This window comes from Arsukibacterium sp. (genome assembly GCF_018402695.1).
Taxonomy (GTDB): Bacteria; Pseudomonadota; Gammaproteobacteria; order Enterobacterales; family Alteromonadaceae; genus Alishewanella.
Window position 1 is genome coordinate 120,639 of sequence record NZ_JAGYIM010000008.1, and the last position, 24,155, is coordinate 144,793.

A 24,155-nucleotide genomic window follows, 5' to 3' on the forward strand; every position below is an offset into this window, starting at 1 on the left:
TGTTGCGGACACTTATAACGACCGATAAAACATCAGTAGAATAATCACCGGACAGACGAATTTGACATACCAGGGCCAGATCCGCCAGAACCAACTATGTTCAGCCGCAGAATCGCCTTTTTTCAGCTCAGCTAAAATGCTATTTCTATGCCATATCCAACCCGCAAAAATACACAACATCAAACCGAGTAATGGTTGACTATAGCGGGTAGTTAAAGCAATAACGAAACCAAAAAGCGTTTCAAAATTCAACAAGATAAGCACACTTATTGAAAATATAATGCCAGCAATAATCCATACCGCCTTATTGCGGGCAACTTTACGGTTCTCAACAACATAGGAAACCGGCACCTCAAGCATCGAAATTGATGATGTCAGTGCAGCTATAGACATTAACAGGAAAAATGCACACGCAACCACCAGACCCACGGCCCCCATAGTGGTAAACAGCGACGGTAAAACGGTAAAAATCAATGTATCTTCAGCGAGTAACTGGCCATTTTCGCCAAATATTTCAACTCCGTTGTGCAAAGCGACATACATTGACGGAATTATCAGTAAACCTGCCAGTACGGCCACGCCAATATCCACCAGCGCTACCGACGCACCTAACCTGGGCAGGTTCTCTTTATGGCTGACGTAGGAGCCATAAATTAACATCGTGCCCACCCCAAGTGACATAGAGAAAAAGGCCTGCCCCATCGCGCTTATTAATAAATCAGGATTGAGCGCTTGTGAGAAATCGGGAAGTAAGTAAACTCTCAGGCCGTCCATTGCACCATCCTGCGTCATCACATAACCGAACAACAGGAACATTAATGCAAATAAGGTTGGCATTAACCGTACTGACCAACGTTCAATACCATTAACGACGCCGCCGCTGACAATACCGACGGTTAGCAGCATAAACAATCCGCAAAACAGAATATTACGCGACAAGGAGGACGATATTAACCAGTTCGCCAGTTGATCCAATCCTGCCAGACTGGCCAGTGCTTCCAGGGTATAAGATAGCATCCAGCCGCCAACAATACCGTAAAAAGCCAGGATCAAGGATACAGTGGCAATCCCCCACATCCCAACGACTCTGCCTGCCCGGCCACGGGATATTTTCCCTAATGCATCAACAACATTCGATTCAGTTGCCCTGCCAATCAATAATTCAGCCATCAATACCGGATAGGCCAGCACAAAAGCCAGAATTAAATACATCAAAACAAAAGCGGCACCGCCATTACTGGCAACCTGAGACGGAAAGCCCCAGACATTCCCCAGCCCTACTGCAGAACCAGAAGCTGCAAGAATAAAGCCCAGCCTTGATGAAAATACACCCCGTGAAGTCATAGTTAACCTTTATAATTATTATTTATACCCGTTATCCTTGAAGTTGCAGCGGTGTTGGCTATGTGCACTCAACCCAATCGCATAGAACGCTATGCTCATGGGGCCGCACTGGCGTCCCAGTTCACTCACTTGCCGCCTACCTGCAACTTCAATGATTTTGGGCGTATTTGTTTTAGCCTAACAAAAAGCGGTATTCAATACCGCTTTTTGTTACATAACATCAACGCTTTATTATTTTTTAGCCAGTCGACTCACCATCAGTAAATCAGCAGTAATACTGGCAGCCTCTTCCAAAAATGGGTCCAGCTCTTCGATAAGCTCTGGCGCATCATCTACAGTTTCAACTTTTTCAAGCTCAAATCTGACTAACCGCTCATTAAGTCTGGCTAGTTGTTCTGCTTTTTCTTTATCACGCTCACTTACTCGAACGGCTTCTTTTAAAGAAACGGTCTTTTCATCCTGGCGCTCCTGATACTCCTCTATATCAGACAGCAGATAAGCAAACTCCTGCTCTTTGCTGATCCGCCTCTGATGTTTTTCCAACAGAACCGGTACCAGAGCCTGAATATCATTTACACTGGCATAGTTAGCCGGCGGTATAGAATCCCAGGGCAAAGCATGCTGCTCTTTACTTTCGCCCCATTCTGCCGGATCAATGGCCGTTGGAAAATGAATGTCTGGGATCACCCCTTGATGTTGAGTGCTGCCACCATTAATCCGGTAAAACTTGGCAATAGTGTACTGCACGCTACCCAAAGGCTCTTCAAACATATCGTATATCCGACCCAAACCACGGTGTTGCTGCACGGTACCTTTGCCAAAGGTTTGCTCACCCACTATTAAGGCACGTCCATAATCCTGTAAAGCGGCAGCAAAAATTTCAGACGCAGAGGCACTGTAGCGGTCAACTAACACAGTTAACGGGCCTTCATAGTAACTAACGCCGTCAGTATCGGGAGATTCAGTGACTTTACCGTCGCCTTGTCTGATTTGCACCACGGGGCCGCGGTCAATAAACAGACCAGTAAGCAAGGTAGCCTCCTGCAGAGAACCGCCACCATTACCGCGCAGATCAACAACAATGCCATCTACTTTCTGCTCTTTCAGTTCGACCAGAAGTTTCTTAACATCTTCAGCAAGATTATTATAAAAACCAGGGATACTGATAACGCCGATATTTTGTTCAAGCTCGTATAGTTTCGGGTTTAGCACTTCTGCTTTGGCGGCACGATCTTCCAGCCGGATTTTATCCCGAACTATTGTCACCACGTCTGCTTTGTTGGCTGCGATATCACTACCACTCAGCACCTGCAGCCTTACCGTGCTACCTTTCGGGCCTTTAATTAAATCAACGACATCATCCAGCCGCCAGCCGATAACATCAACAAATTCCTTGGCATCCTGTGCAACACCAATAATTTTGTCTTTTGGCTTCAACTTCTGAGTCTGGTCGGCCGGGCCACCAGGCACCAGGCTTTGAATAACAGTATAATCTTCGTCGGCACGCAATACCGCACCAATGCCTTCCAACGATAAATTCATTTCCTGTTGAAAGCGATCAGCATTACGCGGTGACAAATATGAGGTGTGAGCTTCAATAGCCCTGCCAAACGAATTCATAACCAACTGAAATACATCTTCGCTATTAGTCTGACTCAGCCGTTTTTGACTGTTGCGATAACGCTTAGTCAGGATCTCTCTGACTTCATCGTCAGTTTTACCGGTCAGCGTTAAATTTAATGCATCAAACTTGACCCGCTGGCGCCAGAGCTCATCCAATTCTGCCTGATCTGCGGGCCATTGGGCATCTTCCCGATCATACTGATAACTATCGTCTTTACTGAAATCAAAATCCTGGGACAATAAGTTAATAGCGAAATCAAATCGCTCAGCACGCCGCTCCAAGGTCTGATTAAACATATCGAATGCAAAATTCAAATTACCTTTGTTTAATCCGTCGTCAAACTCGTCACGATAACGTGAAAATGCCTCGACATCAGATTCCAATAAAACATTGCGGTAATAATCCAAATTCTTCAGATACATGTCAAAAATACGGCCAGACAACTCATCATTAAGTTGCACGGGCACATAATGGCTACGGGTAAACAGCGCTGTTATCCTTTTACTGGCCGTTGCATGATGAGAAGCCTGCGCCATCACAGGCAGTATCAAATTCTCTTCAGATTTTTCAGACTCGGCATGAACAGCCAAAGCCATCATCAAACTTGCCGCTAAAATGGATAATTTTTTCATAAGCTACTCTGCGTTTATCAGGCCTGGTACAAACTGTCCCGACGGGTTTTCACCACCATTCCAGACGTCAGCTGCACGGTTACATCGTCTTTATGCACTTCCAGTATGGTCGCTGTCATCGGTGACTGGCCTAACTTAACCAAAACACCAGCGCCTACCTTCAGATGCTCGTTAGCTATAGCCTGTAAAGCAGGCGCTTTTACCGCCGGGCTGACAGTTCCACTTACTGCTTTACTACTTAGCTTAGTGTCATTAGAGACCTTACTAGTCGTTTTGTTCGGCTTTTTTTTGTAAGCAGGTTTGTCGGAAGTTGGTTTGGCTTTCGCTTTCTGCTCAGCTATTCGTGCTTTACGCACCTCCGCCGCTTTCTGTTTGCTCTCTGTAAGAGTGCTAAGTGCATGATCAGCTTGCTGTTGATCAATCTGTTCACCTGCTTCTCCTTCAAGGTTTACGCGGGCAACGCCGGGCTGGATTGCTTCCAGATATCGCCAGCTTGACGTGTAGACCCGTAAAGCCTGTCTTAATTGCGTCTTACTAACCAGACTGTCCTGCTCCAACTTAGCAGCAAGATCCTGAAAAATACCAATTTTTAGTGGTTTAGCTTCACCTTTAACACTAAAGCACAAAGGAAATTGCTGAGCCAGATAAGCCAATACTTCTTTTACATTCGCCAGTTTACTGACTTCACTCTGGGTGGCCGGCGTTTCCTGCTCTGACGCAGTAGTTTCGGCCGTGGTTAAAGCTTCAGTGGAGGTTGTCATCAAAAGTTCACTCTTCTTCATCGTCTGCAATGACATCAGCATCACCTGCATTTGCAGTTTCTGCGTCATCAATGCCCAGTTCAATTTGTTGCCGCATATACACCAATGCCCAACCGGTTAATTCATGCTCATCGACATCAAGCAACACGGTGTCACCAGCTAATTGCTGCCAAAATTGCGGCATTATCCGTTCTATTTGTTCAGTTGCCAGATCCTCTGGTAAGGCGTCCCAGACCGCGTGAATAATGCTGTTAATTTTATCAGTGACCAGCTCTTCTTCACCATCCCAGTCACCAACTTCAGATTCATTTAACAAGTAGTCCTGAACGGTCAGCGCGTCTTTCATAATGGTCCGGCTAATCGCTGCTCAAACAGTTTGACCAGTGCGACTAAGTACTGCTGGTCAACATCGTCAAAACGCGCTAACTTAGGACTGTCTATATCAAGAACCGCAACAATTTCATTACCATATCTTACCGGTATCACAATTTCCGAATTGCTGGCAGCATCACAGGCTATGTGGCCGGCAAACTGGTGCACATCGGCAACCAACTGTACTTCGCCGCTGGCAACTGCCGTTCCGCAGACACCTTTACCCACCGGGATCCGCACACAGGCGACTTGCCCCTGAAACGGTCCCAATACTAATTCACCCGCACGCATAATGTAGAAACCTGCCCAGTTTAAGTCTGGCAGGCTGTTGTATAACAGAGCACTTAGGTTGGCCATATTGGCTATAACATCGGGTTCGTCGGCGATGAGGGCCTGCGCTTGCTGCAGCAGCAAGTCGTATTGAGTATGTTTTTCGCTAGACATCGGTTTACGGTTTCAACTTACCTAGTATCAAAGGCACTACATTACTTGGTTTGCCAGCTAATTTAAACCTTTTTAGTGTGAAAGACTGCCTGGACCAGTAGGAATTTTGTCCAGAATTTATGAAACTGGTTAGAAAACATCCAAACGATGATTTCAGGGCTTAAATTGCAGTGGGTTTGGCGGATAGTAGCACGCGCTGGTTTGCCGTTGATGCTCAAAAAAACGGGTGTCTTTATAGGGTAATTTCATAAAGCCACCTACTCCTTCCCCGCTAATCAAAGTTACTTTCGCCAGAATACTTTGCAGCAGCGCTGAAAATTCAGGCTCGGCAGTATTATCCAGCAAGCGATAATAACTATGTACTTTCATATATAGCGGAGTCACTTCAAAAATAATGCAACCGGTATGGCGAATGAGATTAAGCTTGGCAATATCATCCATAATGGCTTCAGGTAACACTAACTGTTCGTCGGGATCTTTGCCATCTTCAAAGTATGAATGTTGTTTGCTGGCTTCTTCCTGACTCAGTACCGGTGCTGCCTGATAAAGTATTTTTGCATCAGCCGGAACGACAAAGGGCTGATCAATCGTTTCCCGGCTAATATGGATGGTGTTTCGGGCATCAAACAAACACGCTTTAAAAACCCCCAACTTGCCTATCGCCCGACCAAGGTTCACTACATTATTAACCGCATGGCTAAAGGCTATCTTAAGGCTGGCATTATAAAGGTTTAAACTAGAGTCGATATACACCCCGCCAGCCTGCCAATGAATGGCTAAGCCACCCACAACCGGATAACGCGCTAACCGCCCCACCGCAGCAATGAATGCTTTCTCTGTCTCTCCCATCCCTTCCAGGTAATTCTTGTAATAGCGCTCCAACTGCACATCATCGACATAATGTAAGTCGGCGTCTTCCTGATGCTCCCGTAAAAACGATTTCCGAGACGAATAAACAACCGTATCAAGTTCCTGCACCTGGTCACTGCACCATACAGGTAGCATCGCAGCGTCTGGTAATAAACTGAGCGGCGGCAATACCAGTTGATTCAGGGTTGGCATTCTGCTGATAAAATAGTCACCTGCCTGCTGACGCAACGTCTGATCGTCGGCCAGCATACTATCGAGCATGGTGGCAAACTCAACTGGCAGGCCGAGACTTCGCGCCGGTATAGCCTGGCGGCCAAAACGGCACGACTGAGCTGACGCCAGTGCATACAGGGTGCTGGCTACCCCCTGCTCATCAAAGCGAGGACTGGACAACGCCCCGGCCCGCTGTTCTGGCCCGATAAAATAAACATCACCCATTCTTGCGTTAGAATGCTGTAAATCTGCGGACATCAGTTGCATTACATTGTTGGCCAGATACTGGCCCTGACTGTCCAGCTGGGCATGCACTGAAGAGCCCCAGTCGATCAGACTTATTTTGCCGGTTTGTTCATCAAAAACCAGGTTGGATGGCTTGATATCGCCATGAACTATCGGAGCACTATCGCCGTTAATCTGTTGCTGGCGCAAAAACAACAACAGCTCAGCTAACTGTAGCGCAATGTCGATAATTAACCTGACCGGCAACCGACCTACTTTCAGACTGTATTGCTCCAGATCTACGCCCTTAGCCCGGCCCATCATTAAAATGCCCTGTTTTTTTATCACCTGATAGGTAATGTACGATGGTATGGCGGGATGCTTCACCAGCGATAACATATAGGCTTCGTCAGCAAGGCGTTCCTGAATATGCTGGGCTAAATTAATTCTGGAGAATTTAAACACATAAGACACGCCATCCTGGCCAAAACCGGCAAAAGCGAAGCCATAGGCTCCTTTGCCAATAAGTTCTATCTGGCGATAACCTAGCTTTTCCAGCTCTTCAATGCATAGCGCTACCCAATCTTTGAGCTTTTTGGCATCATTGGCATTGAGTAAGTATACCGACTGCTCTTCCGGGATATAAAAATTACGTAATGCGCTCTTGTCAGATTTATCCGGCATAATTTTCCGTTAGAAAGCTGTCCGTTAAATAGCTGTACTGCAATCTGCAGCAAACGCTAAACATCAGGCGATAACACAACGCTGGTTTGCCCAGTGTCTGAGGCTGGCGACCCGCTCAGCCATCACCACTGACAGCGGTTGAGTTTCAGCCAGTTCGGCCAATAGGTGGTGCAAACTGAAACCGGCCCCGTCACTGTGCATCCGGTAACTGGCACTGACTACCGCCTGCTCCAGTTCGGCCCCGGAAAAGCCCTGAGCCAGGGCAGCACACTGGTCAAGTTCGGCATCGTTCAGGCTTAAGTTGCGACGGTGCAGATGCAGGCTCAACAGCGCTTTAATTTGCGGTTCATCAGGTAAATCAACAAAGAATATTTCGTCAAACCGGCCCTTTCGTAGTAGCTCCGGTGCCAGTTCTTCAATGTTATTGGCGGTGGCCACCAGAAAAACCGGTTTATCCCGTTCAGCCATCCAGGTCAGTAAGCTTCCCAATATTCGTCGGGTAACCCCGTTGTCATTGTCGCCACCGGCCAACCCTTTTTCAATTTCATCAATCCACAATACACAAGGCGCCATGGCATCTGCCTGGGACAGTGCCTGATTCAGATTTTTCTCTGTTTCACCAATGTATTTGTTATATAAAGCCGCCATGTCCAACCGCAGCAGCGGTATGCCCCAGTCACCGGCTATCGCTTTTGCGGTCAGACTTTTGCCAGTACCCTGTACACCGGTTAACAACATGCCTTTGGGGGTATCCTGACCATTATGTCTGAAAGCCTGTTGCCGCTGGTTTAACCAGCGTTTTAAATTTGGCAGACCAACCACTTCATCCAGGCTTTTCGTATCAAAGACCTGGCTTAAGGTACCGGCCGTTTGCAGCAAATTAAATTTGGCCCGATTAATTCTGGGAATATCAGCACGGGTAATAGCACCGTCATCTGCTATTGCCTTATAAGCTAAACGCTTAGCTTCATCAAACGTCAAGCCATGTAAATTTGTCACCAGAGCGCTGACGTCAGCCGGCGCCATTTCAGCCAATCGCCCATGCTCTCGGCTATATTTATCCGCCGCCTCACTAATCATCTGTCTAATTTGCTGCTCGCCCGGTAATGACAATTGAAAACGATAACTCAACCGCGCCAATTCCGGCGGTGTTTCCAACGCGTAACTCAGCAATATCAGGGTGTGTCCGAGACTGTCATGGGCCTGAGCGATCTCTTTAATAAAGCGAATATGCCGTGGTTCTGCCAAAAAGGGATGGAAGTCACATAGCACATAAATACCGGGAACACGGGTACCTTTAATCTGGGCCAGTAACTGCGCTGGCTCAGTATTGAATGCTTGCGGGCTGCTTTCCCGATCAGTTCGTTGCAAGCCATCTGTAATGGTCCATTGAAACACCGGCCGCATTAAATTCACCGCCAGGCGTTTTATTAACGCCAGAGCCCGCAGCTCTTCATAGGTTTCAATGATAATCAGCGGGCTTTTCGCCTGTACCAGTACTCTTAAATCTTCAAATTCGTACATCTTTCTTCCCTGTGCCGGCTGCACCGGCAACCATAAAAAAACCCACTACTATCGTGGGTTTTATCAGAAACAGTTAGGCTTGCCAACTGCTTAAATCATGTTAACCAGCATTGATGAAGGCTGCTCCAGATATTGCTTCCACAGATTAGTAAAGCGGGCAATGGTGCCACCATCGATAATCCGGTGATCACCTGACCAGCTTATCTGCATCAGTTGTCTGGCTTCCACTTCACCGTTGGCATTAAAGCGTGGCAAGTTTTGCACTTTACCCAGTGCCACTATTGCCACTTCCGGCTTATTAATAATCGGGGTGGCGACAGTACCGCCGATTGCACCAATATTAGAGATGGTAATAGTGCCGCCTTTCAAGTCAGCCGGGCTAACTCGGCCTTCACGGGCTGATTCTGTTAAACGGCCAAGCTCGCGGGCAATGTCCACAATCGATTTAGCCTGACAGCCTTTCACATTCGGCACCAGTAAACCGACTTTAGAATCGACCGCTACCCCAATATTATGCTCACTGAAATAGCGCAATTCAGTACAATCACTGTTTGGCTGGCTGTTCATTACCGGATAATCTTTAATTGCCAGCGACATTGCTTTCATGAAAAACGGCATCATGGTCAGCTTAACACCTTGTTTGGCATAACTGTCTTTCAGGCTTAAACGCAACGCAATTAACTCAGTTAAGTCAATCTCCTCACAATAGGTAAAATGCGGAATAGTCGCGACTGAATCGGCCATTTGCCGCGCCATTGCCGCCTTAATACCTTTAATAGGTTCAACTCTGTCTGCAGCCGCCAGCTGAGTGGACGATGCAGCCTGGGTTTCCGTTGTGGTAGCAGATTTCGATTTGCCAGCTTGTGCAGCAGAGCCATTGGCATAGGCCTTAACATCATCTTTATAAACCCGGCCTTTGTCACCCGAGCCCTGAACCTTCGACAGGTCGATACTTAGCTCACGGGCTAACCTGCGGACAGCCGGGCTGGCTAATGCCTTTCCGCTACTGATTACCGTATTATTATCGGACTTCGTCAGCGCGGTTTTGCTTTGTTCTGCACTTTCCGCCTGCGGCGCGGCAGCCGTTGCTTCGCCGTTTAACTGCATGGCAAATAACGGGGAGTGCACTTTGGCGATCTCGCCTTTGGCGTAATACAGTTTACTGACGACTCCGGAGTATTTGGCCGGAATTTGCACCAGGGCTTTGTCAGTCATCACATCACAAACCGGCTGATCTTCAGTGATGGTATCGCCTTCTGCCACCAGCCAGTCAACAATCTCACATTCAACAATACCTTCGCCAATATCCGGCAAAATAAAATCTTCGCTACGCGAAGCGGTAGCCGACTGAGAGCTTGAAGCGCTTTGGGCAGGCGCAGCTTGTGCTTTGTCAGCAGTGGGCTTGGCTTCATTCGCCGGCGTTGCGCCGTCGCTAATTTCCATCTCAAATAACGGCGCATGCACTTTGGCTATCTCACCTTTAGCGTAATACAGTTTGCTTACCACGCCGTTGTGCACAGCTGGAATTTGCACCAGGGCTTTGTCGGTCATCACATCACACACCGGCTGGTCTTCTTTGATGGTGTCACCTTCACTGACCAACCACTCGACAATTTCGCACTCGACAATACCTTCGCCAATATCCGGCAGTATAAAATCCTGTTTCATGCCATCTCCTTAGAAGTTAACCGAGCGCATAATGGCTTCGTAGGTTTTAAGATGATCGGCAACATATTCTTTTTCCAGTGCCAGCGGATACGGCGTATCTAAGCCACACACCCGCTCAATCGGGCTTTCCAGATACAGGAAACACATTTTCTGAATAGTGGCAGCAATTTCACCGGCAAAACCACCGGTTAACGGTGCTTCATGGTTAATCACCAACCGGCCGGTTTTCTGCACAGAAGCAGCAACAGTGTCAGCATCCCACGGCAAAATGCTGCGTAAGTCGATAACTTCACACGATACGCCCTGCTCTTTGGCCATTGCTACCGCCTTGTCAACTATTTCCATCTGCGCACCCCAGGCCAGCACGGTCACATCGTTGCCCTGCTGCACAACTTCAGCCTTACCCAGCTCAATTTCATAGTAATCTTCAGGCACTTCACCGGTTGATGCGCGATATAGTTTTTTCGGTTCAAAGAAAATAACCGGATCAGGGCTGGCTATCGACGCCAGCAACAAACCCTTAGCCTGATAGGGATCGCGCGGGATCACTACTTTCAGGCCCGGGGTATGGGCAAAATACGCTTCCGGCGACTGGCTATGGTAATGGCCACCGGCAATACCACCGCCATAAGGGCTGCGAAACACGATACCGCCCACATTAAACTCATTGCCTGAACGGTAGCGGAATTTGGCCGTTTCGTTGACGATTTGATCAAAGGCCGGAAAGATATAATCAGCAAACTGAATTTCAGCTACCGGTTTCATACCCTGAGCAGCCATACCGTTAGCAAAACCGGCAATACCCTGTTCAGTTAACGGTGTATTAAAACAGCGGGCTTTGCCATATTTTTCCTGTAGTTTGCTGGTAGCCCGGAATACGCCACCAAAATGGCCCACATCTTCGCCAAAACACACTACACTGTCATCTTTAGCCATGGCGATATCAAGCGCATTATTAATCGCTTGCAGCATATTCATTTTTGCCATTAGTCCATTCTCCCCGACGTCACCGGATACGCATCCGGGTACTTTCTGATATGTTGTTTTAATTCATCTAACTGTTGCTGCAATGCCGGGATCGGCTGTTGATACACATCAGAAATTAAATGTTCAATACCTGGCTTCGCCACTTTCTCTGCCACTTTCAGGGCATCAAGTATTTCAGTACGCAGCTGGTCTGTTTTGGCTTTATCTGCATCTTCATCAAGCCAGCCCTGTTTAACCAGCCATAAGCGGTAACGCGAAATAGGATCTGTTTTGCGCCACAGCTCTTCTTCTTCTTTTGAGCGGTAGCCGCTGGGATCATCTGAAGACGAGTGAGCACCTAACCGATAAGCCATTGCTTCAATTAATACCGGTTCGTTATGCTTAAGCGCATGTTCACGGGCTATTTTTGTAGCGTGATACACTGCCAGAATATCAGCTCCATCTACCCGGATTGCTTTCATGCCGTAACCTACCGCCCGACAAGCGATGCCATCGCCGACAAATTGCTCGTTGGCCGGGGTAGATATGGCGTAGCCATTGTTACGACAGAAAAACAGCACCGGGGCTTTATGCACAGCTGCCATATTTAAACCAGCATGAAAATCGCCTTCTGACGCAGCGCCCTCACCGAAATAACAAATAGTGGTGTTATTCAAACCTCGCAGCTTCTGGGCATAGGCATAGCCACTAGCCTGTGGGATTTGGGTGCCCAGAGGTGACGATATGGTCATATAGTAAATATCTTTACTACCATAATGTACCGGCATCTGGCGGCCTTTACCCAAGTCTTTCTCGTTGGAAAACAGCTGATTCATAAACTGTTCCAGGGTAAAACCACGGTAACGTAATGCGCCTTGTTCACGATATTGCGCCATGATCATATCCTGCTCGTCCAGTGCCGCAGCACTGCCAACCGTGGTCGCCTCTTCTCCCAGACATTGCATATAAAAGCTAATACGACCCTGGCGCTGCGCCGCCAGCATGCGTTCGTCCAGCACCCGGGTAAACACCATAGTGTCGTACATTTTCAGCGCAGTTTCTTTATCGAGGCTTGGTTTATCGGCACCGTCGTAAAGGTTGCCATCATCTTGCAAAATACGCAGAGTAGGGATTTTTAACGCATCACCGGCAGTAAAAGCTGCAGTATGCACCGTGGTGATGGTGGCGTTATTAGGGTTTGTCATAGCAATCTCTTGGGTTGTGGACACGTTGTGGACACGCTGTCGATTATCATTATTTGCGGGGAACTTTACCTTTACGTAAACTGCATTGCAACCGTGGCCAGGTACAAAAAAACCTGACCGCCGGCTAAGCTGTCAGGTTATATTTACTGTCTGTCAGCCCTGCATTGACGGGCAACACTGTCATTTACAGCAAATTATCAGCAACAGACGCCGGGACTACCATCAACATCGCTCGCTGGCCTATTGCGACGTTGGCATTAGGGAAAATAAGTGCCTCACCCTCCTGCTCTACCCGGTATTCAATATCACCATCAGTGGCTAGTAACGTGCCCGGCGGGTAACTGGTGAAATTTTCAATATCATCGGCAAAGTGTAATTTGAAGTCCTGAGTTTGCTTAACTATCGAGCGATACACCTTATACATGTTGAATTGTTCGTCATGATACGTGCCCGCTTTAACCGGCTCATTACGAATTAACGCCCTTAAACTGGTGTCTGCCTTTGCAAAACGTGCCCTGTCATTCTGACCAAACGGTTTTACCTTACCCAATTCAATGGTAAAGGAATTGGCACCGTGTTCATTCGACGCATAGTAGCTAAAAGTGGTTGCAGGTGTTTGCATTAATAACACAGTGTGAACATCACAGGCTGCCAGAAATGCAAACTCTGTTTTTTGCCAGGGCTTATCGTGCAAAAAAGGACACACCGCAAACTTCTCGAATCTCGAGCCGCGAATAGCGGTATGTAAATCATATAAACTACGGTTACGCGTATCAACTTTGGTTACGCGTTCCCCATGATAGAACTGGCTGACATACTGCTCCAACGCTTTAGCACGGCGCCGTTCAGCATTAATCATGCCCGCCCCTTTGCTATGATGACCAGAAAATAGCCGGTTCAGATTTTCAGCTATTTCGCGTGAGCCGGCATTAATAGCCGGCGGGTTTCCAAACAACACTAACAACCGTACTGATGGAGCTAAACGCCCTGTCAGAATGTCATGGACAATAGCAGCACAAATTTCTATAGGTGCAGTTTCATTGCCATGCACACCACATGATAAAACCACATCTTCATTTGTTGTTTCGGACGGTTCGAAATAAATTACCCCAGTGTCCCATACCTGTACTGTCGTTCCATTAGCCAGCTCGCACTGAAATGGCGCTAAACCATCCGGGTTTTCCAGGGTGAGTTTAAGAAAATCTGCAGCAGGTATAAGTTGCTGTATCATAGATGACTACTCCATGCGCTTGGCAAATAAAAACCTTTAATAGCGACGCCACTTTGCTCAAGGTTCTGATTGCTGATATTCGACGACCAGATTACGGCCTTTGGCTTTGGCCTGATACATTGCTTTGTCTGCATCAGCCAGTAATTGTTTTAAATCATAGCCACTTAATTCACTACCACTAACACCAAAACTGGCGCTCAGGCTGAACTGATGCTCATTGCTGCTAGACTCAATACTGACGATAGCATCCCGGCATATTTCAGCCAGCAAGGTGGCTTTATCAAGCTCACAACCGGGCATCATGATAACAAACTCCTCGCCACCAATTCGGCCAAATATATCATTTGAACGCATAAACTGCTTACAGGCCTGGACTATTTGCTGTAACGCCCAATCCCCGGTAGCGTGGCCAAATTGGTCATTAATCGCCTTAAAATGATCTAAATCGAACAATATCAATGCCACAGGTACTCGTTTAGCCTGGCAGTACTTCAGCGCCTGTTTCGCCTGGTTATTAAAATGGTAGCGGTTACTAATGCCGGTTAAATGATCGTATTCTGCCATAAGTTTAAAACGCTTGCGGCCGGTTAATCCCCGATAGGCCAGTATTAAGGTAATAAAGCCAAGCAGGGCAACCAATATTAACCATAGGCGACTGTTCTTCGCCTCTTCCTGATAAATACTTTGTTGTAAAAATAGCAGCTCGTTATCCCGATCTAGTAAGTTAATTCTTTGATTTTTCAATTCAATTTCTGATCTGACGGTGTGATATGCTGCTTGTTGAGACGCCTTGCCAGCATTAAATTCATTTTCAATTTCATGCTTTTTTTCGAGGTAGCTCAAAGCCATTTGGTATTTCTGCTCGGCTTTAGAAATTTTGTAAAGCGCATCATAAGCCTCTACTAAGGCAATGTTGTTTGGACTGCTTTGTGCTAGCTGCAGGGCATCGTTCGCCAACTGTAATGCCTGGTGATAGTTTTCATTTTGGTAATACGCTAATGCTGCAAGCGATTTCACTCTGGAAATCAAAATGGGGTAATTAGTTTGCTCAATTTCTTTGATATGTTGGTTATAAATTGCGAGCGTTGTATCGGTATCGTTATTGTTTATTAAGTCACGCATTTGTTCTGTTCTGACTAAGTTTGCCGGTATTGTTTCTCTGGCTTCAATACAAAGGTTTATGACTTCCAGTGACTCAGTCTCACTGACCGCGATATCAGGTTGTAAATATTTAGCGTCGAGGGCGGTAACTCTGATCCGACAAGCCAGTTTTGCTGGAATTGCCTGATAGTTGATGTAGCGTTCATAAAGTAACGTAAGGTCAAATCGTTCCAACTGATTGTAGGTGAACATTGCCAAAGCTATAACCTGCGCCAATAATTCGGGATCAGAAATAGAAGGTATACTGTTGACGAGCTTATCAAAGTAAGAAAATGCTAAAGTATGATTATTGGAAAGTAGCGAAACATTAACGGCTAAAATACGGGCTCTGATAATGTGTTCTGCATTCTCTGTGCTATCCAGTAATGGAATAAGTGTTGGAAGAACTTTGTCATATTGACCTTGTAAAGCGTGTTCGTAAGCTGTCAATAAGGTAAGGTATTCAATATCCGCTGTCTGGCTTAGCGGTAACAGCTTAATTTTTGCCAGCTCAGCTTTAAAGCGAGGTTGATCTTCCAGTTTTATTTTATCCAATTTCAACAACTGCTGACGTATTGTCAAATGCTGCTGGTCCCCGCTATCGTCCTCTGACGTGTTCAAATACTGCTCGCTAGCGAATGCAACAGTAGTTGACGCCAGTAGTATAAAAATTAAGTTGGTTAAAAATATCCTCACCCGTTCAGCCCTGACACACTTCACTACCCCTCTGTCTATACCGCCAGTTTTATATCAGTCTCTGTCGGCTCTGGCTCGTCCCCGGGTTGTTTAGATGGGTTTTCTGCAGGTTGTTCTGAAGGAGAAGGCTCTTCGGCAGGTAAAATCATACACACTATTTTGTTATTCGCGTGGAGCAATTGCGCCAGCTTAATGTCGTCTTGCTGAGTTATTGCTTGTTGCACCGCGGGGTCGAGATTTAGCGGGTTTAGCACTTTTTCTAACTGGGTATTGGCAAGATAACGCATCGCTGCGTCCTCACCTAAGCTTTGCAACAGCTGCAATACATTATTCATGCTGATCTTCCTGTAACCGTAATTTAATTGTTATTTTGCAATTTATAGCAATTACCCTGCTTACAATACACAAAGCCCAAAGCCGTAACCAGCTTTTTTACCGCCAGATTATTTGTCGCAATGTTACAGACAATATCATTGACTATTGCCACTCGCTGCAATTTTTGGCACAAGCCAGCAAAAGCAGCGTTGGCAAGCCCCAGACGCTGGGCAAACGGCAACAGCATAATGCCAATTTCAGCATCAAAACATCCTGACCATGGTGATGCGTTAATTGCGTTAAAGGTAACCGCCATTAATCCCTGTTTCACGTCAGATGGCGGGTCTTCAATAACCAGAAATAGCCGGCTACTATGCGCCAGTTCAGTTACTGCAGAGTTATTATGTTTTAGCGCCGCAGCAAAACTGGCATTAACCTGCACCTCAGTTAATGGCTCACCAATCCATTGCATCACTTGTTGATTACAAAAAAGCGATTGATAAAGCGCCTGATCAGCAGCTGCCAGTAAACGTACGCTAAAATTTGCTGTACTAAAACAAAGGTTTTTACTATTCAGGTCGTTGATAATGGTCATCTTCTGCTTGTAGCGCAGCCAGTTTATCCAGCATTTGCTGGTTGGCAATCATTGGGGTCGCTGGCGGGATCACCAGAGTGGTTTTAGGGTCCATCTCGGCACTAACCAGCTCAGACAGTGCAAGTCTGCTGATCCGTGGTTGTTGAATGGGTAAAGTTACCGCTTCGTACAAAATAACCTGATGGTTTAACGGGTAGTATTCAGCTAACACCTCAATAAGCAATTGCCGATAGCGGGCATCAGTGCTGCGCTTGGCGAGGCTGCGATCACCTGCTACCCCCACCTGCCATAAAATCAGGAAAGCTGCAGTATCAATACTACGTTTGTAAAACATAAACTGGCTGGTTTCAAAATGCTGGCAACCATAGCTGCCAGGGTCTATGGCTAGATCCGCTATCAGACAATCTTCGGCTGAAATCCCGGGCTCCATATGGGCGGCAAACCCTTCAGCTTTAGCCTCGGCAATCGCTTTATGTGGTACCCAGGCAAATACTCCGGGGTGGCCATAAAAAGCACCCACTACTTTTTTATTTTGTCTTACTTCGGCAAGTATAGCTGCCACCATCTGCAGATAACTGAGCATCCGCGATACGCCGCTCTGGTAATAGGGCTGCAAAGAGCGCACATCACTGTTCATCTGCGCCACCCATTGCTCGGTAATACCATCTGCTACCAGCAAAAACACCACATCTGCCTGCTCAATATAACTGCGGCTTAGTGGACTAATATGTGAGCCTAACGTGATGCCGGTACCCACACAAACTAAACTTCCCTGCTGTTCCAATTACTACTCCACTGTGTTTATTTTTCACGAATATAACCGTTATTTTTGCTCGGTTGTCTCACCATCAAATACCTGCAGCCACTGTTGGTTAAAGTAGTCATAGTCGTCGCTGTTGCTAAGGCCGTTACTATGCCATAACTGCAGTACCTCTGATAACTCCGGATCCGTTCGTATTTTCTTAATCACCTTGTTTATTTCAGTAATTTTACTTTTACCCCAATCTGTATTGGCACAACCAATTGCACCTGCTACCGGCTGCTGGTTATTCTCAGTAATTTCCAGGGTTACCATACTACGGTTATAAAGCAGCTGAAAATAATTGGCGACTATCGGATAGTCGATGGTGTAATCCAGGCGGCCGGAACTAATCATGTGCAAGATGGCAACAGCACCACCTGTTCCTGCTCTGGCAAGATAAGGGTCGTGATCATTTAGTAACGGTTGCAAGACACCATAACGACGGCCAACCGGATAACCTAGCCGGAAACGGGGGTCGTCAAGTAACTTTGCCAGAGAAACCGGCTCTCCGTATAGCGCCCGCAACGTTTTGGCTGTGGCCTCACTTGTTATAATATGATGAGGGTAGTAAACGTGCGTAGGTAAACTATAAAGGGCCCTCGGTTCACCGGCCGGTTTGTATATCATACAGGGGAAACAGACGGGTTCTTGATTGTCCAGCGCCTGAGCGATTCTCGGCTGCGGCATTTGCAAATAACTGGCTTGTTGTTCTGGCAGGTAACGATGTACCACTCTGGTTAAAACATCACAAATCCCCTGACGTTGATACTCACCGTGTAATACATGAAAAGGTGGCGCATCATTAATTGCCCAATGAATTAATGTATTCTCAACGTTATTTTGCCGATCTACTGAAATTACGCCCGTTTCACTGTGCTGTTGCGCCGCCAGGCATGCGCTAAAAAGCACCAGTAAAATTGCATTGCATCGTCTGAATAATAACCTCATCAGCGTAGACCTCGCATGAGTCATTGTTACTATCAGCGTAACGGTCAGCGGGCAGAATTGCCAATTAACAACCAATAAAAAACCCATCCTGAGATGGGCTTTAACCTTTAATAAGCCTATACAGCAGGCCTAGTTTGCTATTTTACAGGGCTTTAAATGCCAGACCCGGCTAACATAATCCTCAATTGAACGGTCAGAGGTAAACTTGCCTACTAACGCCGTGTTTAAAATGGCTTTTCTGGCCCAGCCAGCCTTATCACGATACCAACTGTCTATCTGAAGTTGTGCTTTGGCATAGGAGTCAAAGTCAGCCAGTACCAGATAAGGGTCACCTCCTTCGAGCAAGCTGTGCTTAATCGCCGCCAGTTCGCCGGGTTTACCAGGGGTAAAATAATCGGTCTCCAGCCAGTCTAATATGGCTTTAATTTCCGGATTATTGTGATAGTAGTCGTAGCTATGATACCCCTTAGCATGCAGTACTTTTACTTCATCCACCGTTAAACCAAAAATCGCAATATTGTCATTGCCGACTTCTTCCGCGATTTCAATATTGGCGCCATCAAGGGTTCCTACTGTCACGGCGCCGTTTAACGCCAGTTTCATATTACCGGTACCTGACGCCTCTTTACCTGCAGTAGATATCTGCTCAGACACATCTGCCGCCGGGATCATTTTCTCAGCCAGCGTGACCCGGTAATTTGGCATAAACACCACTTTTATCCGGTTTTTAACCCGCTTATCATTATTGATTTTGTCAGCAATTTTATTGATGGCATAGATAATTTCTTTTGCCAGTTTATAGCCAGGTGCAGCTTTCGCGCCGAAAATAAATACCCGGGGCACCATGTCATAATCCGGGTTTTGCAAAATACGTCGGTACAACGCCAGAATATGCAGTAAGTTAAGATGTTGGCGTTTATATTCATGCAAACGTTTAATCTGGATATCAAATATGGCCGCCGGGTCAATATCAATTTTAGTTAACTTCTTAACTTCTTTAGCAAAATCAGCTTTGTTCTGCTGCTTGATCGCCATAAAGTTATCCTGAACCTGCGCATCGTCGGCAAATTCAGCCAGTTTGCTAAGTAATTTCAGGTTTACCGGCCAGCCATCGCCCACTTTCTCATCCAGCAATTTCGACAATCGTGGATTACAGGCTTTAAGCCAACGTCGCGGTGTTACACCATTAGTTACATTGGTAAACTTGTCCGGCCACAGCGCGACCATTTCCGGAAATAAATCGGATTGCACCAGTTTAGAGTGGATCTCTGCCACACCGTTAACTTTAAACGACCCGACCACTGACAGATGGCCCATTCTGACCATCGGCTCATCGCCTTCTTCAATGATAGAAAGCTTGCGTTTTTTGGCGTTGTCACCCGGCCACAGCACGTCGACCTGCTCCACCAGAAAGCGGCGGTTGATTTCGTATATAATTTCAATGTGCCGCGGCAACACTTTTTCAAACAAGCGTACCGGCCATCTTTCCAGCGCTTCTGGCAGCAAAGTGTGGTTGGTGTAAGCAAATACCTGCTGGCACAGCGCCCAGGCGTCGTCCCAACTCATGTCAGCCCGATCAATTAAAATTCGCATCAACTCCGGAATCGCGACAGCCGGATGGGTATCGTTCAGCTGAATAACCACTTGCTCTGGAAATTTACTCCAGTCATCGCCATGGGCTCTTTTGTAACGGCGAATAATGTCTTTTAACGAGCAGGAACAGAAAAAATATTGCTGAATAAGCCGCAGCTCTTTACCCGCATCGGTTTCGTCGTTCGGATACAGCACTTTAGATATGGTTTCAGCTTCAATGTTCTGTCGCGCTGCATCAATATAACCACCGGAATTAAACACATCCCAGTTAAAAAAGTCACTGGCCCGGCTTTCCCATAAACGCAGCACATTAACTGAACTGCCATTGTAACCAACGACCGGAATATCCCAGGGCACGCCTTTGATGATCCGGCCCGGGTGCCAGACTTTTTTCATGGTACCTTGCAGATCATAAACTGTTTCAACATAGCCATAAACAGAGACTTCCTGCACTGACTCCGGCCGGCAAATTTCCCACGGATTACCATATTCGCGCCAGCTATCAGGCCGCTCTATCTGACGACCATCCTGAAAACTTTGCTTAAACAGGCCATGTTCGTAGTGAATGCCATAGCCAATTGCCGGATAATTCAAGGTTGCAAGTGAATCGATAAAACATGCTGCCAGGCGGCCAAGACCACCATTGCCTAATGCCATATCTTCTTCCTGATCTTCTAAATCAGCAATGTTCATTCCGAGCTCTGCCAGGGCTTGTTTCGCCTGATCATATAAACCAAGATTATGCAGGTTATTGCTGAACAAGCGGCCCATCAGGTATTCAAGACTAAAATAATGCAGCGCCCGGGTATCCTGTTGGTAGTGGGTGCGCTGTGTATTACGCAAGCCATCAAAAACCTGCTCGTTTACCGCAGCACAGGTAGCACGCCACCAGGCCTGACTACTGGCTTTATTTACGTCGGTCCCCAAACTGGAATGCAGGTGTTTAATTATATTTTGTTTAAGTTGTTCGGTAGATGCACCGCCAACAGCGGACTTAGGTGAGGTTGCTTTCTTCATTGCCAATCCTGAAATTTACTGAGCATATTATTTAAGCTAATCAACGCAGCTGAATCAGCTACTACTATTGATAAATGTAGAAATATTACGAAAACGATACCTCAATTTGCATCATTTGGCAAAATAAAGGCCTCCTATGTAATTAAATTACACAAATATGGCGGCCTTTTTAATCGTCAAATAGCGCTGAAAACCTTGTCAACAAAGGCTTTGGCATCTAGCTCCAGCTTTTGTAAGTGCGGCTGATCAACAAAACTCTCCAGATAAATTTTATACGCATTTTCAGTGCCGGAAGGCCGGGCAGCAAACCAGCCATTGCAGGTAACCACTTTTACACCGCCAATATCAGCCTGGTTGCCCGGTGCCTGGGTTAACACTGCCAGTATCGGGTCACCTGCCAGTTCAGTCTGCGTAACACTGGCCACATCCAGTGATTTAAGCGCTGTTTTCTGCTCCGCCGACGCCGGTGCATCCAACCGACGGTATAAGGGTGAGCCCAGTTCTCTGGTTAGGGCCTGATATTGTTTATATGGATCAACGCCGGTTTTTGCCAGCATTTCAGCGGCCAGCAATCCTAAAATGATACCGTCTTTATCGGTAGACCAAACTTTGCCGTCTAGCCTTAAAAAACTGGCCCCAGCGCTCTCTTCGCCACCAAAAGCAAGCGTGCCTTTATATAAACCCTCAACGAACCATTTAAAGCCTACGGGCACTTCACACAACTTACGGCCCCGTGCTGCCACCACTCTGTCTATCAAAGCGCTGGATACCAGGGTTTTGCCAATGGCCAGGCTGGCTGGCCAGTCTGGCCGGTTAGACAACAAGTAATTAATTGCCACAGCAAGATAGTGATTGGGGTTCATTAACCCGCCGCTACGGGTAACAATACCGTGACGGTCAAAGTCAGGGTCGTTACCAATGGCGATATCAAACTGGTCTTTTAACTGAATTAAATTAGCCATCGCACACGCCGAGGAGCAATCCATCCGGATCTGGCCGTCTTTATCCAGCGGCATAAAAGCAAAAGCCGGGTCAACTTTGTCATTAACAACAGTAATATCCAGACCATACTTTTCAGCGATTCGCGGCCAGTAACCAATTCCAGAGCCGCCGAGTGGATCAACGCCAATCCGGATCCCAGCTTTAGCAATAGCCGCCATGTCAATAACGTTCTCTAAATCATCGACATAATGCTGAATGTAATCAATGTGCTGACAGTAGCCTGACTGAATAGCCAGACTATAGGGCATCATTTTCACGCCATCTAAGTCTTTAGCCAGTAACTCGTTGGCGCGTTGCTCAATCCAGTTGGTTACATCAGTGTCTGCTGGCCCGCCATGAGGCGGGTTATATTTAATGCCGCCATCTTCCGGCGGATTGTGTGATGGGGTAATAACAATACCATCAGCGAGTTTACCTTCAGCACCGTCGTTCTGGGTAAGAATGGCATGCGAAATAACCGGTGTTGGTGTGTAACCTAAATCTTGCTGAATACATACCTGGATTTTATTAGCAATTAATACTTCCAGCGCCGACGCAAACGCTGCTTCCGACAAGGCGTGTGTATCTTTGCCAAGAAACAACGGGCCGTTAATGCTATTCGCTTTGCGATAGTCGGCAATAGCCTGACAAATTGCCAGTACATGAGGTTCATTAAACGAACATTTTAGCGCACTTCCCCGGTGACCAGACGTACCAAAGCTAACTTTATGCTCGGGGTGCTGATGCACATCGGGCTCAAGTACGTAGTAAGCCGTCATTAACCGACTGATGTTGGGAATTCGATTGTTAGGCACTTGTTGGCCCGCCAGGGGATGTAAAGACATATTCATTCCTTATAATAAATCGCGGATCCGCTCAGCGTCCTGCTCACTATACCCCAGTTTGATGGCAGTTTCGGTAAGCATCATTTTTTTTCTGGTGGTATTGGAATTTGTAATCACCCAGAAACCGGTATTTGGAATTTGTTTCGGATTGGTGCTACTGCCGGCTTCGGACAACGCTTCAGCGGATGTCGCAAAATACAGGCGGTTGCGACCTTTAATATCCAGTACCTTAGTAAATTGCTTCTTGTGGACTCGGGCTAATACCGACAATAAATATAAAAAGCGCCCCACTACACTGGATTCTGCCTGTAGATCCTGGCGGCTGACTAAGTCGAATATCGTACCGGGTGTACTACTGTCTTTCTGTTCTGAGGCTGGCGCCGATGCAACAGCTTCGGGTTTGCTGCTATCCACTGAAGTTGGGCTTGGCTGTGGCTCACCCAGCAGTAAGCGACGTAAAATATCAGAGGCACTTTCGCCAATCTGGCGGGTTTGTGCAGCGATGTAGTGATATAAATCGTCATCTATTTCAATGGTTTTCATAGGTTTTTCCGTCAACTGAAAGTTGTCCCATTATATAAAGGCTTTGCCACTGACGCCAGTCGCTTAATTTGATAAAATACGGCCTCAGCCTTTTCAGTGAGTTAGCGATGATTTTACATTCCCACAGTACAGGTTCCGGCGAACCGCTGGTGCTAATCCATGGTCTGTTTGGCAGCTATGAAAACTTAGCGGGTATTGCCCGGGCCCTAAGTGAGCAATGGCAGATTATCAGTATAGATTTACCAAACCATGGTCAATCACCCCACAGCAACCAAATGAGCTACAGCAGCATGGTAGCCGATTTAGCTGAAACCCTCGACAGCCTGAATATAGAACAATGCGCATTATTGGGACATTCCCTCGGCGGTAAACTGGCAATGGCATTTGCGCTTACCTATCCCAAACGGGTAAGCCAACTCATCGTCGCCGATATTGCCCCGGTACGCTACGAGCGCAGTCACCAGTCGGTATTTGCCGGTTTAAATGCAGTCACTCTGGCCACCATTAATAACCGTAGTGATGCAGATAAACAAATGGCCGCCCATATTACGGAACCTGGTGTGCGCCAGTTCTTGTTGAAAAGCCTGCATAAAACCGAGCAGGGTTTTCAGTGGCGCTTTAACTTAGCTGTTTTGTCAGAATGTTATGACGATTTACTTGGCGCACCTATTACCAAAGATAGCTATTCAGGCCCGGTGTTGTTTATTAAAGGTGCTGAATCAGACTATATTTTGCCGGAACACCGACCGCAAATTATGCAGCTTTTCCCTGCAGCTGAGGCAAAAATCATTAATGGTACCGGCCATTGGTTGCATGCTGAAAAACCTGTCGCGTTTGCGAAGTTGGTACGTGACTTTTTATTGAGCCAGCACACTAAAAAATAACTTTTTTTATGCTATAGTGCGGCCAATTTTTCC

Annotated in this window: 20 protein-coding genes; 1 reads left to right on the forward strand and 19 read right to left on the reverse strand. The window is 46.7% G+C overall.

Annotated elements, in window-relative coordinates:
• Positions 1 to 12: 12 nt before the first annotated feature.
• From KG631_RS01470 to seqA, 19 genes are all read right to left on the reverse strand, one after another.
• A complete protein-coding gene (locus KG631_RS01470; RefSeq protein WP_213994904.1) occupies positions 13 to 1,344 on the reverse strand; it encodes a sodium-dependent transporter in 1,332 nt (443 codons plus the stop codon).
• Between the two features lie 231 nt (positions 1,345 to 1,575).
• Positions 1,576 to 3,600 (reverse strand): carboxy terminal-processing peptidase, encoded by a 2,025-nt coding sequence (gene prc, locus KG631_RS01475; RefSeq protein ID WP_213994905.1) that lies wholly within the window; start codon positions 3,598 to 3,600, stop codon positions 1,576 to 1,578.
• A 17-nt stretch (positions 3,601 to 3,617) separates the two neighbouring features.
• Entirely contained in the window at positions 3,618 to 4,361 is a 744-nt protein-coding gene (gene proQ / locus KG631_RS01480) for an RNA chaperone ProQ (RefSeq protein ID WP_301003530.1), read from the reverse strand.
• A gap of 7 nt (positions 4,362 to 4,368) precedes the next feature.
• Positions 4,369 to 4,707 carry a hypothetical protein gene (locus tag KG631_RS01485; protein ID WP_213994906.1) on the reverse strand — a complete coding sequence of 113 codons (339 nt, stop codon included), beginning with the start codon at positions 4,705 to 4,707 and terminating at the stop codon, positions 4,369 to 4,371.
• Positions 4,704 to 5,177 (reverse strand): GAF domain-containing protein, encoded by a 474-nt coding sequence (locus KG631_RS01490; protein ID WP_213994907.1) that lies wholly within the window; start codon positions 5,175 to 5,177, stop codon positions 4,704 to 4,706. Before KG631_RS01490 ends, KG631_RS01485 begins: the two co-directional genes overlap by 4 nt.
• 153 nt (positions 5,178 to 5,330) lie before the next feature.
• Positions 5,331 to 7,169, reverse strand: coding sequence for a protein kinase (locus tag KG631_RS01495; protein ID WP_213994908.1), 1,839 nt, complete (start codon positions 7,167 to 7,169; stop codon positions 5,331 to 5,333).
• A 63-nt stretch (positions 7,170 to 7,232) separates the two neighbouring features.
• Complete coding sequence (locus KG631_RS01500; RefSeq protein ID WP_213994909.1) at positions 7,233 to 8,693, reverse strand: AAA family ATPase; 1,461 nt, start codon at positions 8,691 to 8,693, stop codon at positions 7,233 to 7,235.
• 90 nt (positions 8,694 to 8,783) lie between these two features.
• On the reverse strand, positions 8,784 to 10,361 hold the full coding sequence (locus KG631_RS01505) for a dihydrolipoyllysine-residue acetyltransferase (protein WP_213994910.1): 1,578 nt from the start codon (positions 10,359 to 10,361) through the stop codon (positions 8,784 to 8,786).
• Between the two features lie 9 nt (positions 10,362 to 10,370).
• Positions 10,371 to 11,348 carry a transketolase C-terminal domain-containing protein gene (locus tag KG631_RS01510; protein WP_213994911.1) on the reverse strand — a complete coding sequence of 326 codons (978 nt, stop codon included), beginning with the start codon at positions 11,346 to 11,348 and terminating at the stop codon, positions 10,371 to 10,373.
• Positions 11,348 to 12,532 (reverse strand): thiamine pyrophosphate-dependent dehydrogenase E1 component subunit alpha, encoded by a 1,185-nt coding sequence (locus KG631_RS01515; protein WP_213994912.1) that lies wholly within the window; start codon positions 12,530 to 12,532, stop codon positions 11,348 to 11,350. Before KG631_RS01515 ends, KG631_RS01510 begins: the two co-directional genes overlap by 1 nt.
• Positions 12,533 to 12,716: 184 nt before the next feature.
• Complete coding sequence (gene astE / locus KG631_RS01520; protein ID WP_213994913.1) at positions 12,717 to 13,763, reverse strand: succinylglutamate desuccinylase; 1,047 nt, start codon at positions 13,761 to 13,763, stop codon at positions 12,717 to 12,719.
• A 57-nt stretch (positions 13,764 to 13,820) separates the two neighbouring features.
• Positions 13,821 to 15,458: a GGDEF domain-containing protein gene (locus KG631_RS01525; protein ID WP_213994914.1), complete on the reverse strand. Its 1,638-nt coding sequence runs from the start codon at positions 15,456 to 15,458 to the stop codon at positions 13,821 to 13,823.
• A 176-nt stretch (positions 15,459 to 15,634) separates the two neighbouring features.
• The gene (locus KG631_RS01530; protein WP_213994915.1) at positions 15,635 to 15,934 is read right to left on the reverse strand and encodes a hypothetical protein; all 300 of its coding nucleotides are present in this window, start codon (positions 15,932 to 15,934) and stop codon (positions 15,635 to 15,637) included.
• 23 nt (positions 15,935 to 15,957) lie between these two features.
• The gene (locus KG631_RS01535) at positions 15,958 to 16,509 is read right to left on the reverse strand and encodes a GNAT family N-acetyltransferase (RefSeq protein ID WP_213994916.1); all 552 of its coding nucleotides are present in this window, start codon (positions 16,507 to 16,509) and stop codon (positions 15,958 to 15,960) included.
• On the reverse strand, positions 16,484 to 17,293 hold the full coding sequence (locus tag KG631_RS01540; RefSeq protein ID WP_213994917.1) for an SAM-dependent methyltransferase: 810 nt from the start codon (positions 17,291 to 17,293) through the stop codon (positions 16,484 to 16,486). The genes KG631_RS01535 and KG631_RS01540 overlap by 26 nt, the downstream gene beginning before the upstream one ends.
• A gap of 39 nt (positions 17,294 to 17,332) precedes the next feature.
• Positions 17,333 to 18,259, reverse strand: a complete 927-nt coding sequence (locus tag KG631_RS01545; protein WP_213994918.1) for a hypothetical protein — start codon at positions 18,257 to 18,259, stop codon at positions 17,333 to 17,335.
• Between the two features lie 129 nt (positions 18,260 to 18,388).
• Positions 18,389 to 20,869: a glycogen/starch/alpha-glucan phosphorylase gene (locus KG631_RS01550; RefSeq protein WP_213994919.1), complete on the reverse strand. Its 2,481-nt coding sequence runs from the start codon at positions 20,867 to 20,869 to the stop codon at positions 18,389 to 18,391.
• Positions 20,870 to 21,045: 176 nt separating this feature from the next.
• The gene (gene pgm / locus KG631_RS01555) at positions 21,046 to 22,695 is read right to left on the reverse strand and encodes a phosphoglucomutase (alpha-D-glucose-1,6-bisphosphate-dependent) (RefSeq protein WP_213994920.1); all 1,650 of its coding nucleotides are present in this window, start codon (positions 22,693 to 22,695) and stop codon (positions 21,046 to 21,048) included.
• Positions 22,696 to 22,704: 9 nt separating this feature from the next.
• Positions 22,705 to 23,238, reverse strand: coding sequence for a replication initiation negative regulator SeqA (gene seqA, locus KG631_RS01560; protein ID WP_213994921.1), 534 nt, complete (start codon positions 23,236 to 23,238; stop codon positions 22,705 to 22,707).
• 107 nt (positions 23,239 to 23,345) lie between these two features.
• Between seqA and KG631_RS01565 the strand changes: the two genes are divergently transcribed.
• Positions 23,346 to 24,122 carry an alpha/beta fold hydrolase gene (locus KG631_RS01565; protein ID WP_213994922.1) on the forward strand — a complete coding sequence of 259 codons (777 nt, stop codon included), beginning with the start codon at positions 23,346 to 23,348 and terminating at the stop codon, positions 24,120 to 24,122.
• Positions 24,123 to 24,155 lie beyond the last annotated feature (33 nt).